A 13,418-nucleotide genomic window follows, 5' to 3' on the forward strand; every position below is an offset into this window, starting at 1 on the left:
TTTTCGTTGTGCGGACGTTTCGTTGCGCGGACGCGGCCGGGGGCCGGCGGCCGTGGCTACACCGCGGTCGTGCGCGGTGTGGCGCGGCGTCCCGCGGCCGCCGCGGCCAGGCGGCCCAGGGCCTCGGCCTTGTCGCACGCGTGCGCGCCCAGCGCGGTCTGGCGCGCGACGATCGAGCGTTCGGCACGCATCAGGCGCCAGCCGCGGCGCAGCAGGAACGGCACCGACTTGCGGCCTTCCCGCAGATCCCGCAGGAAGCGGCGGCGGAACGTCGTGACGGGGCCGCGACTCAGACACAGCGCGTCGGCCAGCAATCCCAGCTCGCGGCAGCGCTCGACGATCTCGGCGGCGAAGATGCCCTCCGCGATGAACAGCGGCGTCCGCTCGATGTGCAGCGCCTCCGCGCCGGTACGGGCGCTGAGGGAGATGTCGTACACGGGGACGGTCGTACGACCCGTGCGGCACAGCTCCTCGAGCGCGGCGACCGCGGTGTCCGCGTCCCACGACTGCGGATGGTCCCAGTCGATGTCGGAGCTGCCCGCCACCTGGGGCAGCGTCGGGTCGGTGCCCTCTTTGTAGAAGTCGTCGAGGCGGAGCACGGGAAGCCCGGATTCGGCCGCGAGAAGGGACTTTCCAGAGCCGGAGGGGCCGCAGAGCAGCACCACGCGGGTGGGTATCGGGGGATGGGAACCCAATTCTCTGTACCTTCTGTGACTCGATTTCGCCTCGCCGTTCATCGGCAAGCCTCCGGACATTATCTCCTGCCCGAATCCCCCTGCCCATCCGTTGCCCTGACGATTGTCCGGCCTACGGTCCGCATGCCTGTTGACCCGTACGAGCGAATCCGTCGCCCGGACCGCCCGGAGCGGAAGCCGGGCAACTACCGTGCGTGCGGAATCAGTTGCTCTCCGCTCTCCGAAGAGGAAACCCGATGGCGCGACGCCCGGCCCAGCAGACCACCATGACCCGTACGACCGTGCGCATTGCCGCTGCGGTCGGTGTGGTCGCTGCCGGTGTGGCGGCCGCGGCCACGCCGGCCGTCGCGAACGCGGACCCCACCGTGGACGTGATGCGCACCCGGCCTCATTCACCGGGCGCCTGCCGACCCGCAGGCGGGTCGGCAGGCGCCCACCGGCACGGTGGGACATGTCACCGGTCCGATCGAGGGCCTCAAGCCCAACCCGCTCGCGGGCACCGGGGCCGACCCGCTCGACAACGGGGTGGGCACTCAGATCGCCGACTTCAAGCCCCTGTCGTCGCAGGCCCTGACGCGACCGGTGGCGCAGGCCCCGTCGGTGGGCAGCGTTCCGGTGCTGGGCCAGGCGACGGGGCTCCTGCGCTGACGGAACGGGAAGAGAGCCGCGCTTCCCCTGGACGGAGGGGATGCGCGGCTCTCTCGTTGACGGGGGCGCGAAAGCCCGAAACCTCAGTACGACGAGCCCGACGCGCCCAGTGCGCCCGTCGGGTGCCAGACCGTCTTCGTTTCCAGGAAGGCGGTCAGGCGCTCGATGCCGGGAGTCGCGAAGTAATCCACAGGCTGTGGACGAAGGACTCGCTTCAGGTTGTCCGCCGCCGCGATCTCCAGTTCCTTCGCCAGTACGTCGTCCGCGCCCGCGAGGTCGATCGCGTTGACGTCCTGGTGGGAGGCCAGCGGGGCCGCGAGCTCCGCCGTCCTGCCGGAGAGGACGTTGACCACGCCGCCGGGGACGTCGGAGGTGGCCAGCACCTCGCCCAGCGACAGCGCGGGGAGCGGGGACTTCTCGCTCGCGATCACGATGACCGTGTTGCCGGTCGCGATCACCGGGGCGATCACCGAGACCAGGCCCAGGAACGACGACTCCTGGGGGGCGAGGACGGTGACGACGCCCGTCGGCTCCGGGGAGGAGAGGTTGAAGTACGGGCCCGCCACCGGGTTGGCGCCACCGACCACCTGGGCGATCTTGTCGGTCCAGCCCGCGTACCAGACCCAGCGGTCGATCGCCGCGTCGACGACGGTGGCCGCCTTCGACTTTGACAGGCCCTCCGCGTCCGCGACCTCGCGTACGAACTGCTCCTTGCGGCCCTCCAGCATCTCCGCGACGCGGTAGAGGATCTGGCCGCGGTTGTACGCCGTCGCGCCGGACCAGCCGCCGAACGCCTTGCGGGCCGCCACTACGGCGTCACGGGCGTCCTTGCGGGAGGAGAGGGGGGCGTTCGCCAGCCACTTGCCCTTGCCCGCCGCGTCAGCGGCTGATGTTGCTGTGGTCACCTCGTACACCCGGCCGCTCTCCGAACGCGGGAACTTCCCGCCGACGTACAGCTTGTAGGTCTTGAAGACTGAGAGTCGATCAGACATCGAGGTACGCCTCCAGGCCGTGGCGGCCGCCCTCGCGGCCGAAGCCCGACTCCTTGTACCCGCCGAACGGCGAGGTCGGGTCGAACTTGTTGAACGTGTTGGACCAGATGACGCCCGCGCGCAGCTTGCTCGCGACGGCCAGGATCCGGGAGCCCTTCTCCGTCCAGATCCCCGCCGAGAGGCCGTACTGGGAGTTGTTGGCCTTGGCGACGGCCTCGTCCGGGGTGCGGAAGGAGAGGACGGACAGCACCGGGCCGAAGATCTCGTCGCGGGCGACGGTGTGCGCCTGGGTGACGTTCGTGAAGAGCGTCGGGGCGAACCAGTAGCCGGAGGAGGGGAGTTCGCAGGCCGGGGACCAGCGCTCGGCGCCCTCCGCCTCGCCCTGCTCGGTGAGCGCGGTGATGCGTGCGAGCTGCTCGGCGGAGTTGATCGCGCCGATGTCCGTGTTCTTGTCGAGGGGGTCGCCGAGGCGGAGGGTCGACAGGCGCCGCTTGAGCGAGTCCAGGAGCTCGTCCTGGATCGACTCCTGTACGAGGAGACGGCTGCCCGCGCAGCAGACCTGGCCCTGGTTGAAGAAGATGCCGGTGACGATGCCCTCGACGGCCTGGTCGATGGGGGCGTCGTCGAAGACGATGTTCGCGCCCTTGCCGCCGAGTTCGAGGGTCAGCTTCTTGCGGCTGCCCGCGACGATCCGCGCGATCTCCTTGCCGACGGCCGTCGATCCCGTGAAGGCGACCTTGTTGACGTCCGGGTGCGCGACGAGCGCGGCGCCCGTGTCGCCGTACCCCGGAAGGATGTTGACGACGCCCTTGGGGAGGCCCGCCTGGCGGCAGATGTCCGCGAAGAAGAGTGCGGACAGGGGAGTCGTCTCGGCGGGCTTGAGCACGACCGTGTTGCCGGTCGCCAGCGCCGGGGCGATCTTCCACGCCAGCATCAGGAGGGGGAAGTTCCAGGGGATGACCTGGCCGGCGACGCCCAGCGGCTGCGGGTTCGCGCCGAAGCCTGCGTGGTCGAGCTTGTCGGCCCAGCCCGCGTGGTAGAAGAAGTGCGCGGCTACGAGGGGGAGGTCGGCGTCCCTCGTCTCCTTGATGGGCTTGCCGTTGTCGAGGGTCTCGAGGACGGCGAGCTCGCGGGAGCGCTCCTGGATGATCCGAGCGATGCGGAACAGGTACTTGGCGCGCTCGGAGCCGGGCAGTGCCGACCACTTCTCGAAGGCCTTACGGGCAGCCTGCACGGCGCGGTCCACGTCTGCCGCGCCCGCCTGGGCGACCTCGGAGAGGACCTCTTCGGTGGAGGGGCTGATGGTCTTGAAGACCTTGCCGTCGGCGGCCTCGGTGAACTCGCCGTCGATGAACAGGCCGTACGACGGCGCGATGTCGACGACGGAGCGGGATTCCGGTGCGGGTGCGTACTCAAAAGCCATGATGGATCAGTCCACCGTCACGTAGTCGGGGCCGGAGTAGCGGCCGGTGGCCAGCTTCTGACGCTGCATCAGCAGGTCGTTCAGGAGCGAGGACGCGCCGAAGCGGAACCAGTGGTTGTCCAGCCAGTCCTCGCCCGCGGTCTCGTTGACCAGGACCAGGAACTTGACGGCGTCCTTGGTGGTGCGGATGCCGCCGGCGGGCTTCACACCGACCTGGATGCCGGTCTGGGCGCGGAAGTCACGGACGGCTTCCAGCATGAGGAGCGTGTTCGCGGGTGTCGCGTTGACGGCGACCTTGCCGGTGGAGGTCTTGATGAAGTCCGCCCCGGCCAGCATGCCGAGCCAGCTCGCGCGACGGATGTTGTCGTACGTCGACAGCTCGCCGGTCTCGAAGATGACCTTGAGGCGGGCCTCGCCGGAGGCCTCCTTCACGGCGACGATCTCGTCGTACACCTTCATGTACTTGCCCGCGAGGAACGCGCCGCGGTCGATGACCATGTCGATCTCGTCGGCGCCCGCGGAGACCGCGTCGCGGACGTCGGCGAGCTTCACGTCGAGCGCGGCGCGGCCCGCGGGGAACGCGGTGGCGACGGAGGCGACCTTCACGCCCGAGCCGGCGACGGCCGCCTTTGCGGTGGCCACCATGTCGGGGTAGACGCAGACGGCGGCGGTCGTGGGTGTCGTGCGGTCCGTCGGGTCCGGGTGGACCGCCTTGGCGCCGAGCGCCCGGACCTTGCCCGGGGTGTCCGCGCCTTCCAGCGTCGTCAGGTCGACCATCGAAATCGCGAGGTCGATGGCGTACGCCTTCGCGGTGGTCTTGATGGAACGGGTGCCGAGCGAGGCGGCGCGCGCCTCCAGGCCGACCGCGTCTACGCCGGGGAGCCCGTGGAGGAAGCGGCGCAGCGTGCTGTCGGAGGCGGTTACGTCGCCGAGTGCGGGTGCAGCGGGTGCAGTGGTGGGCATGGTCACCAGCCGAGCATATCTACGCGCGTAGCGGCTGTACACCCCTGGGGGTGGGTGTGCGGGCCGAGGCTTTTCGCCCCCGCCGCCCCTACCCTCCCCCAAGCTCTCGGCTTCGCTCGAGCAGGGCGGAGCCCCCAAGGGTGATGGGACGGGTAGAGGCGGCGGGGGCGAGGGAACCCGCCGTGAGGCGTCGGGCAGAATCGGGGGCATGACGACCCCGGACCATCAGTCACCCGTGCCGGACGCCTCGCGACCCGAGTCGAAGGATCGGGTCTACCGGTCACCCGCAGGCATCGCGGGCGGCGTACTGCTGCTCGCCCTCGCCGGCTGGCTCGGTATCGACGCGGTGATCTCAGGGCACGGCCGCACGCCATGGGTGGCGCTCGCCGCGCTGCTGCTCCTGGTGCCGCTGGTGGGTGCCTTCACCCTGCGCCCCGCCGTCTACGCGAACGAGGACCGGCTGCGCATCCGCAACCCGTTCCGCGTCATCGTGCTGCCCTGGAGCACGGTCGCCACGCTGCGGTCCAGTTACTCCAACGAGGTCGTCGACACCTCCGGCACGAAGTACCAACTGTGGGCGATCCCCGTCTCGCTGCGGGCCCGCAAGCGCGCGGCCGGGCGGCAGGCCCGGGGGGTTACGGCCAAGAGCGGCGGGCGTACGCCCCCGGCGACGGCCGAGCCGTCGCGCGCTCAAAGCGACCAGATCATGGAGGACCTGCGTCAGCTGGCCGAGGCCCGGGGGGCCGCCGAGGGAGCGCAGGGCGAGGTCAGTGTGCGGTGGGCGTACGAGGTGATGGGGGCCGCGGTCGCCGGGGCGGTGCTGCTCGCGGTGCTGCTGGCGATGGGCTGACCCGGCCCCCCGGGGACCTTCCTCGGAAACCGTGAACACTTTCGCGGAAAGTGTTCACGGTTTTTCTGGTACCTGTGCGGTGGCGGCGGCACCGCCGACCGGATTCACAGCTTTCTCGGGTAAGACCGACCGGCAAATGGGGGGCGGCGTCGCGCCCCATTTGCCGGTCGGTCTAAATAGGGGCCACACTCCGCCCGCCCGTCCAGCGGCTTGCTGGCGGTATCCGCTGGGTGTCGTGGTCGGCCTCGTCGGTGTGCTGTCGCTGCCCGGTATGGCCGCGTGGCGCGTCACCGCCGACAGCTCCGGGCTGTGGGTCAACGGGCTGCGCGGGTCCCGGCACGTCGACTGGGACCACATACGGGTCGTCCGGTGCAAGGGATCCGAGCTGAAGGTGGACAGCCACCGCGCGAGCTTCGACGCATGGACGGTGCACGGCCCGCGATGGCCCTGGCTGGAGCGGAAGTTGAACCTGGTCCACCCGTACGAGAAGACGGCGGCGGAGATCACCGCCATGTGGCAGGACCCATTGCTGCGGCCGACGGGCGAGAGCGGTGAGCGGGAGCGCGGGCGTCCGCTGTGGCCGCTCGCCGTGGTGGGCACGGTGGCGTGGGCGGCGGTCGTGGTGCTGACCCACTGACCCACCGCCCCACTGATCAGTCCGCGCGACCGCTGTGCGACGGGGTGCCGCAGGCGAACATCACCGCCTGCGGCACCGAGAACGGACACGACATGCGTATCGCCGTGCGCGTCGGCCACGGCTGCTGTGGCTTCGACCGGTTCGCGATCCTGCCCGTCGGCACGAAGGTCACCACCTCCTGAGGGACTGAGCCACCGGGCCCGGCCCCCGTTCGGCATCCCGCCCGGTGTGAAGGGGGGCGACGGCGGTGTCAGATGCCGGCCGCCGCCGACAGGTCCCGCTTGATCGCCGCCAGCAGTTCGGCGGCCTTCGCGTGGGCCGCGGCCAGTCCGGCGTGCGAGCCGACCGGGACCACGACCTCCAGGTAGCACTTCAGCTTCGGCTCCGTGCCGCTGGGGCGGACGATGACACGGGCGCCGTCCAGCGTGTAGCGCAGACCGTCCGTCGGCGGGAGCTTGTCCGTACCCTTCGTCAGGTCCTCGGAGCTGGTGATGGGCAGGCCCGCCAGGTGGGTCGGGGGCTGCTCGCGCAGGCGCCGCATCGCGTTCGCGATCAGCGCGAGGTCCTCCACGCGGACGGAGAGCTGGTCCGTGGCGTGCAGACCGTGCTCCACGGCGATGTCGTCGAGCAGGTCGAGGAGCGTGCGGCCCTGCGCCTTCAGCTCGGAGGCCAGCTCCGTGATGAGGAGCGCCGCCGTGATGCCGTCCTTGTCGCGTACGCCGTCGGGGTCGACGCAGTAACCGAGCGCCTCCTCGTAGCCGTACCGCAGGCCTTCCACGCGGGCGATCCACTTGAAGCCGGTCAGGGTCTCCTCGTACGGGACTCCCGCCTTCTCGGCGATCCGGCCGAGGAGGGAGGAGGAGACGATCGACTCGGCGAACGTGCCCCGCGCTCCGCGGCGGACCAGGTGGGTGGCCAGCAGCGCGCCCACCTCGTCGCCCCGGAGCATGCGCCAGTCGGCGCCGTCCTTGACGGCCGCGGCGCAGCGGTCGGCATCCGGGTCGTTGGCGATGATCAGGTCCGGGTTCGTCTCGCGGGCCTTCGCGAAGGCGAGGTCCATCGCACCGGGCTCTTCCGGGTTCGGGAAGGCGACGGTGGGGAAGTCCGGGTCCGGGTCGGCCTGCTCGGCGACGAGCACGGGCTGCGGGAAGCCGGCGCGGGCGAAGGCGGCCAGCAGGGTTTCCGTGCCGACGCCGTGCATCGCCGTGTAGACCGTGCGGGCGGTGCGGGGGGAGTCCTTGGCGAGTACGGCGTCCGTGCGGGCCAGGTAGGCGTTCAAAACGCCCTCGTCGAGGGTTTCCCAGCCGTCGTCCGGGCGGGGGACGGTGGTGAGGCTCGTGATGGCGTCGATCTCCGCGGCGATCTCGGCATCGGCCGGGGGGACGATCTGGGAGCCGTCGCCGAGGTAGACCTTGTAGCCGTTGTCGCGGGGCGGGTTGTGGCTGGCGGTGACCTCCACGCCCGCGACGGCGCCGAGGTGCCTGATGGCGTAGGCCAGGACGGGAGTGGGGAGGGGGCGGGGGAGTACGGCGGCCTTCAGGCCCGCGCCCGTCATCACCGCGGCCGTGTCGCGGGCGAAGTCGGCGGACTTGTGGCGGGCGTCGTAGCCGATGACGACGAGGCCGTCCGTCTCGCCCTTCTTCTTCAGGTACGCGGCCAGGCCGGCGGCGGCGCGGATGACCACCGCGCGGTTCATGCGCATCGGGCCCGCGCCGAGTTCGCCGCGCAGACCCGCGGTGCCGAACTGGAGGGTGCCGCTGAAGCGTGCGGCGAGCTCGGTGACGTCCTTGGCGTCGATGAGCCTCGCGAGTTCCTCACGGGTGTCCGTGTCGGGGTCCTCGGCCAGCCACGCCTCGGCCCGTGCGATGAGTTCGTCCTGCACGTCGGGTGAACCTCTCTGGTTGGTGGTGGCTTGCGGTGAGCCTGGGGGTGGGGTGGGGGTTGTCTCGCCCCCGCCGCCCCTACCCGTCCCATCCGTTCCTGGGGGCTGCGCCCCCAGACCCCCGGCGGTGGTTCTTTGGCTGCGGGGCGGTGGGGGCCGGGCGCGCCCACGCGGCGGAGCCGCACAATGTCACAGCCCCGTGCCCCTGGGCATCTCAGCCCGTCCGGCGTTTGAGGACGAGGCCGTTCAGTCCGAACGGGGGCTGGGGGCGGCAGCCCCCAGGGATGGGACGGGTAGGGGCGGCGGGGGCGAGAACCCTACAGCCGGTCCAGGACCTGGGTGAGGAGCGCGCCCATGCGGGTCGCCGAGTCGCGGCCCGCCTGGAGGACCTCCTCATGGTTGAGGGGCTCGCCCGTCATCCCGGCGGCGAGGTTGGTGACGAGGGAGATACCGAGCACCTCCGCCCCCGCCTCGCGCGCGGCGATCGCCTCGAGGACCGTCGACATGCCCACCAGATCCGCCCCGATGACGCGAGCCATCCGGATCTCGGCCGGCGTCTCGTAGTGCGGCCCGGTGAACTGGGCGTAGACGCCCTCCTCCAGGCTGGGGTCGATCTCCTTGCACAGGGCGCGCAGCCGCGGCGAGTACAGGTCGGTGAGGTCGACGAAGTTCGCCCCGACGATCGGGGAGGTGGCCGTCAGGTTGATGTGGTCACTGATCAGCACCGGCTGACCGGGGCGCATGTCCGCGCGCAGACCACCGCAGCCGTTGGTGAGCACGATGGTCTTGCAGCCCGCCGCGACGGCCGTACGGACGCCGTGCGCGACGGCGGCGACCCCGCGGCCCTCGTAGTAATGGGTGCGGCCCAGGAAGACCAGGGCCCGCTTGTCGCCGATCCGGTACGACCGGATCTTGCCGCCGTGCCCCTCGACCGCCGGCGGGGGGAACCCGGGCAGCTCGGTGACCGGGAACTCGGCCTCGGGGGAGCCGAGGGCGTCCACGGCCGGTGCCCAGCCGGAGCCCATCACGAGCGCGACGTCGTGGGTCTCGGCGCCCGTGAGCTCCCGCAGGCGGGTGGCGGCGGCGTCGGCGGCGGCGTGGGGGTCGCCCTGGATGTCGTCCGGAAGAAGAGATGCGTTCACGCGCATGAGGGTAGCCGGTCCAGGCCTACGCGCGTAGATGACAGAGCTCACGGTCTTGCGATCGTTGTCTTGTCGTTTCCAACGAAGGGGCCGCCCGTCGTTTCCGACAACGGGTGGACCACCGGCCTCAGCAAGGCCGCTTGCGGAGCTCCATCACATAGTCGTGGGGTGCCCCCGCCGACTCCGCCGCGTCGGCGATCTCGCCGAGGTAGCGCGCGGAGGGGAGTCCGCCCTCGTACCCGTTCAGGACGTAGACCCACGCGGGCTCCTCGCCCTCGAGGGTGTGCACACGGACCCGCATCCGGCGGTAGATGTCGAGGCCCACGCCCTCCCAGCGGTCCAGGGAGTCCTCGTCCAGGGGCGCGACGTCGTACAGCGCCACGAAGACCTGCGAGCGGGGCGCCTCGACGAGGGTGGCCAGCGCGCCTTCCCAGCCCATGTGCTCGCCCCCGAAGGTCAGCCGCCAGCCGTTCAGCCAGCCGGTGGCGCGCAGCGGCGAGTGCGGTGCGCGGCGCGTCATGAGCCGCGGGTCGAGATTGCCGGCGTACGCGGCGTAGAGCGACATGGGGTCGAGGGTACGGCAGCGAACACAGACGCCTCTCGCGTAACAGATGGAGCTCGGATACGCGGGGCGCGGCCCCCCGGGCGGAAGCACCTTGAAGCGTGCGGGACAATGGAGTACGTGACTCGGATCGTGATCATTGGTGGCGGACCCGGCGGGTACGAGGCGGCGCTGGTTGCCGCGCAGCTCGGCGCGGAGGTGACCGTCGTCGACTGCGACGGTCTGGGCGGGGCGTCGGTGCTCACCGACTGCGTGCCGTCGAAGACCCTTATCGCTACGGCCGAGGTGATGACCACCTTCGACTCCTCGTACGAAGAGCTGGGGATCATCGTCGCCGATGACACCCCGCACATCGACGCGCCCGCACGGGTCGTCGGGGTCGACCTCGGCAAGGTCAACCGCCGGGTGAAGCGGCTGGCGCTGGCCCAGTCGCACGACATCACGGCGTCCGTGACCCGGGCCGGGGCGCGGGTGCTGCGCGGGCGTGGGCGGCTCGAGGGCATGCAGGCGCTGGACGGGTCCCGCAAGGTCGTCGTGCGGGCCGCCGACGGCAGCGAGGAGACGCTCGTCGCCGATGCCGTGCTGATCGCGACCGGCGGGCATCCCCGTGAGCTGCCCGACGCCCAGCCCGACGGCGAGCGGATCCTGAACTGGACCCAGGTGTACGACCTCGACGAGTTGCCCGACGAGCTCATCGTCGTCGGCTCCGGTGTCACCGGCGCCGAGTTCGCGGGGGCCTACCAGGCGCTCGGATCGCGCGTCACCCTCGTCTCCAGCCGCGACCGCGTGCTGCCCGGCGAGGACCCGGACGCCGCGGCGGTGCTGGAGGACGTCTTCCGGCGCCGTGGCATGAACGTCATGGCCCGCTCCCGCGCCGAGTCCGCCAAGCGGGTCGGCGACCGGGTCGAGGTCGCGCTCTCCGACGGCCGGGTCATCAGTGGCTCGCACTGCCTGATGGCCGTCGGCGCCATTCCGAACAGCAGCGGGATGGGCCTGGAGGAGGCCGGGGTCAAGGTCAGGGACTCCGGGCACATCTGGACCGACAAGGTCTCCAGGACGACCGCCCCCGGCGTGTACGCCGCCGGTGACGTGACCGGTGTCTTCGCCCTCGCGTCCGTCGCGGCGATGCAGGGACGCATCGCCATGTACCACTTCCTCGGTGACGCGGTGGCCCCGCTGAACCTCAAGACCGTGTCCTCGAACGTCTTCACCGACCCCGAGATCGCCACCGTCGGCTACACCCAGGCCGACGTCGATGCCGGCAAGATCGAGGCCGTCGCCGTCAAGCTGCCGCTGCTGCGCAACCCGCGCGCCAAGATGCAGGGCATCCGGGACGGCTTCGTGAAGATCTTCTGCCGTCCGGGCACCGGCATCGTGGTGGGCGGTGTGGTCGTCGCTCCGCGTGCTTCGGAACTGATCCATCCCATCTCGATCGCGGTCGACAACAATCTGACGGTCGAACAGATCGCGAACGCGTTCACCGTGTACCCCTCCCTTTCGGGCTCGATCGCCGAGGTCGCCCGGCAGTTGCACACCCGGAAGACATCGGGCGAGGGCTGACGGCACACGGCGACTTCCCGCTGGTCAAGGGGAGTTGCCGACCATGCGTGCGACCATTCGTCGGCATAAGCGGCGCGAGTAGGCGCGTATACCACTTCGTACGCTGCCATGCGAACAACTTCTGCTATTCGGCGCAAACTGCTGAAAGCAGACGGTCGTTGGGGTTACTGTCAGTTTCGTGTTCGCTGCAGAACGTCGCCAATTGATCCTCGAAATGGTGCGAGCGAACGGGGCCGTGTCGCTCCGTGAGCTCGCCCGCGTCGTCCAGACCTCCGAAGTGACCGTACGGCGGGACGTGCGCGCACTGGAGGCAGAAGGACTCCTCGACCGCCGGCACGGCGGTGCGGTATTGCCGGGCGGGTTTACGCGGGAGTCCGGCTTTCCGCAGAAATCGCATCTCGCGACCGCCGAGAAGACGGCCATCGCCGATCTCGCCGCGGGTCTCGTCGAAGAAGGCGAGGCCATTGTGGTGGGGGCGGGCACCACCACGCAGGAGCTGGCACGCCGGCTCGCGCGGGTACCCGGGCTGACCGTCGTCACCAACTCCCTGCTGGTGGCCCAGGCGTTGGCCCATGCCAACCGTGTGGAGGTCGTGATGACCGGCGGCACCCTGCGCGGTTCCAACTACGCCCTGGTCGGCTCCGGGGCCGAGCAGTCCCTCCAGGGGCTGCGGGTCTCCCGGGCCTTCCTGTCGGGCAGCGGGCTCACCGCCGAGCGCGGGCTGTCCACCTCCAACATGCTGTCGGCGTCCGTCGACCGCGCGTTGGTGCAGGCCGCCGCGGAGGTCGTCGTCCTCGCCGACCACACCAAACTCGGCACCGACACCATGTTCCAGACGGTGCCGACCGATCTGATCACCCGCCTGGTGACGGACGAGCCGCCCACGCACGACGACCGGGCGGTCACCGAACTGCAGGCCCTGGCGGACCAGGGGGTGCAGATCGCGGTGGCCGGGCCGTCGGGAGGCGGTGCGGGAGGCGATACGGCCCCGGCGGGGCGCCAACAGCCACGCCGGGACATGCCGCCGCTTCCCGGTCCGCGACGCGGCCAGGTGCCCGGCGCGGGACCGCAGTTGCGCAGCGCCACCGTCCTGGGCGAGCAGTCCCCGGGAGAGCGGGCGCGGGTGGCGGACATGCGTCGGCGCTGACGCCGACCACCGGCGTGCTGGTGCTGCTGGAACGCCTGACGCACGTCGTCGGGGCGAGTCCGCTCGGCGTGCCCCTGCTGTACGGGGGAAACGAAGCGCCCGGCGGACTGACTGCTCCAGTCCGTCGGGCGCCTCGGATGTCGTACGACCGAGTCTCAGTCCTTGATCTCGCAGATCGGGGCGCCCGACGTGACGGACGCGCCGACCTCCGCGCTCAGGCCCTTGATGGTCCCGGAGCGGTGGGCGTTGAGAGGCTGTTCCATCTTCATGGCCTCGAGGACCACGATGAGGTCGCCCTCGTTGACCTCCTGGCCCTCTTCGACGGCGACCTTGACGATGGTGCCCTGCATGGGTGAGGCGAGGGTGTCGCCGGAGGCGACCGGGCCGGACTTCTTGGCGGCGCGGCGCTTGGGCTTGGCGCCCGCCGCGAGCCCGGTGCGAGCCAGGGACATGCCCAGCGAGGACGGGAGCGAGACCTCCAGACGCTTGCCGCCGACCTCGACGACAACCGTCTCGCGGTCCGGCTCCTCCTCCGCCTCGATGTCCGAGGGGGCGACGAAGGGCTGGATCTCGTTGACGAACTCGGTCTCGATCCAACGGGTGTGGACCGTGAACGGGTCGGTGGAACCGGTCAGTTCGGGGGCGAACGCCGGGTCCGTCACCACCGCGCGGTGGAACGGGATGGCGGTCGCCATGCCCTCGACGGTGAACTCCGCGAGGGCGCGGGCGGCCCGCTGGAGCGCCTGCTCACGGGTGGCACCCGTGACGATCAGCTTGGCCAGGAGCGAGTCCCACGCCGGGCCGATGACCGAGCCGGACTCCACGCCCGCGTCGAGGCGGACGCCGGGGCCGGACGGCGGGGCGAAGGTGGTGACGGTGCCGGGGGCGGGGAGGAAGCCCCGGCCGGGGTCCTCGCC

General features: G+C 71.0%; 13 protein-coding genes and 2 pseudogenes. 6 read left to right on the top strand and 9 right to left on the bottom strand.

The annotated features are described in order from the left end of the window. Positions 1-56 precede the first annotated feature (56 nt). Positions 57-695, bottom strand: a complete 639-nt coding sequence (locus tag AB0D57_RS34705) for a uridine kinase (protein ID WP_362082425.1) — start codon at positions 693-695, stop codon at positions 57-59. 202 nt (positions 696-897) lie between these two features. Continuing rightward, positions 898-1,077 carry a hypothetical protein gene (locus AB0D57_RS34710; RefSeq protein WP_362082462.1) on the bottom strand — a complete coding sequence of 60 codons (180 nt, stop codon included), beginning with the start codon at positions 1,075-1,077 and terminating at the stop codon, positions 898-900. Between AB0D57_RS34710 and AB0D57_RS34715 the strand changes: the two are divergent. Further along, positions 1,016-1,343 (top strand): annotated as a pseudogene (locus AB0D57_RS34715) (hypothetical protein). The gene AB0D57_RS34710 and the pseudogene AB0D57_RS34715 sit on opposite strands and share 62 nt — an antisense overlap. Before the next feature lie 83 nt (positions 1,344-1,426). Here AB0D57_RS34715 and AB0D57_RS34720 read toward each other — a convergent pair. Genes AB0D57_RS34720 through deoC form a run of 3 tightly spaced genes read right to left on the bottom strand, consistent with a single transcriptional unit; the run spans position 1,427 to position 4,721 of the window. Next, a complete protein-coding gene (locus AB0D57_RS34720) occupies positions 1,427-2,335 on the bottom strand; it encodes an aldehyde dehydrogenase family protein (RefSeq protein WP_362082428.1) in 909 nt (302 codons plus the stop codon). Next, positions 2,328-3,758 carry an aldehyde dehydrogenase family protein gene (locus tag AB0D57_RS34725; RefSeq protein WP_362082431.1) on the bottom strand — a complete coding sequence of 477 codons (1,431 nt, stop codon included), beginning with the start codon at positions 3,756-3,758 and terminating at the stop codon, positions 2,328-2,330. Before AB0D57_RS34725 ends, AB0D57_RS34720 begins: the two co-directional genes overlap by 8 nt. A 6-nt stretch (positions 3,759-3,764) precedes the next feature. Continuing rightward, positions 3,765-4,721 carry a deoxyribose-phosphate aldolase gene (gene deoC / locus AB0D57_RS34730; RefSeq protein WP_362082434.1) on the bottom strand — a complete coding sequence of 319 codons (957 nt, stop codon included), beginning with the start codon at positions 4,719-4,721 and terminating at the stop codon, positions 3,765-3,767. 208 nt (positions 4,722-4,929) lie between these two features. Here deoC and AB0D57_RS34735 point away from each other — a divergent pair, with 208 nt between their 5' ends. From AB0D57_RS34735 to AB0D57_RS34745, 3 genes are all read left to right on the top strand, one after another. Next, positions 4,930-5,571, top strand: coding sequence for a PH domain-containing protein (locus tag AB0D57_RS34735; RefSeq protein ID WP_362082437.1), 642 nt, complete (start codon positions 4,930-4,932; stop codon positions 5,569-5,571). Positions 5,572-5,806: 235 nt separating this feature from the next. Beyond that, positions 5,807-6,208: a PH domain-containing protein gene (locus tag AB0D57_RS34740; protein WP_362082441.1), complete on the top strand. Its 402-nt coding sequence runs from the start codon at positions 5,807-5,809 to the stop codon at positions 6,206-6,208. 44 nt (positions 6,209-6,252) lie between these two features. Then, positions 6,253-6,390, top strand: coding sequence for a hypothetical protein (locus AB0D57_RS34745; RefSeq protein WP_362082444.1), 138 nt, complete (start codon positions 6,253-6,255; stop codon positions 6,388-6,390). Positions 6,391-6,458: 68 nt separating this feature from the next. Here the strand turns inward: AB0D57_RS34745 and AB0D57_RS34750 are convergent. The 3 genes and pseudogenes from AB0D57_RS34750 to AB0D57_RS34760 all read right to left on the bottom strand — a co-directional run bounded on the left by AB0D57_RS34750 (position 6,459) and on the right by AB0D57_RS34760 (position 9,797). Further along, positions 6,459-8,182 (bottom strand): annotated as a pseudogene (locus AB0D57_RS34750) (phospho-sugar mutase). 225 nt (positions 8,183-8,407) lie between these two features. Further along, positions 8,408-9,232 (bottom strand): purine-nucleoside phosphorylase, encoded by an 825-nt coding sequence (locus AB0D57_RS34755; RefSeq protein WP_362082447.1) that lies wholly within the window; start codon positions 9,230-9,232, stop codon positions 8,408-8,410. Positions 9,233-9,359: 127 nt separating this feature from the next. Next, on the bottom strand, positions 9,360-9,797 hold the full coding sequence (locus tag AB0D57_RS34760) for a gamma-glutamylcyclotransferase (protein ID WP_362082450.1): 438 nt from the start codon (positions 9,795-9,797) through the stop codon (positions 9,360-9,362). 108 nt (positions 9,798-9,905) lie between these two features. Here AB0D57_RS34760 and AB0D57_RS34765 point away from each other — a divergent pair, with 108 nt between their 5' ends. Next, the gene (locus AB0D57_RS34765; protein ID WP_362082453.1) at positions 9,906-11,354 is read left to right on the top strand and encodes an NAD(P)H-quinone dehydrogenase; all 1,449 of its coding nucleotides are present in this window, start codon (positions 9,906-9,908) and stop codon (positions 11,352-11,354) included. A gap of 178 nt (positions 11,355-11,532) precedes the next feature. Next, positions 11,533-12,501, top strand: a complete 969-nt coding sequence (locus AB0D57_RS34770) for a DeoR/GlpR family DNA-binding transcription regulator (RefSeq protein WP_362082456.1) — start codon at positions 11,533-11,535, stop codon at positions 12,499-12,501. A 155-nt stretch (positions 12,502-12,656) separates the two neighbouring features. Here AB0D57_RS34770 and AB0D57_RS34775 read toward each other — a convergent pair. Next, the coding region (locus tag AB0D57_RS34775; RefSeq protein ID WP_362082459.1) for a biotin/lipoyl-containing protein at positions 12,657-13,418 on the bottom strand (762 nt) is incomplete at its 5' end.

The sequence above is a fragment of the Streptomyces sp. NPDC048275 genome, from assembly GCF_040652275.1.
Classification (GTDB): Bacteria; Actinomycetota; Actinomycetes; order Streptomycetales; family Streptomycetaceae; genus Streptomyces.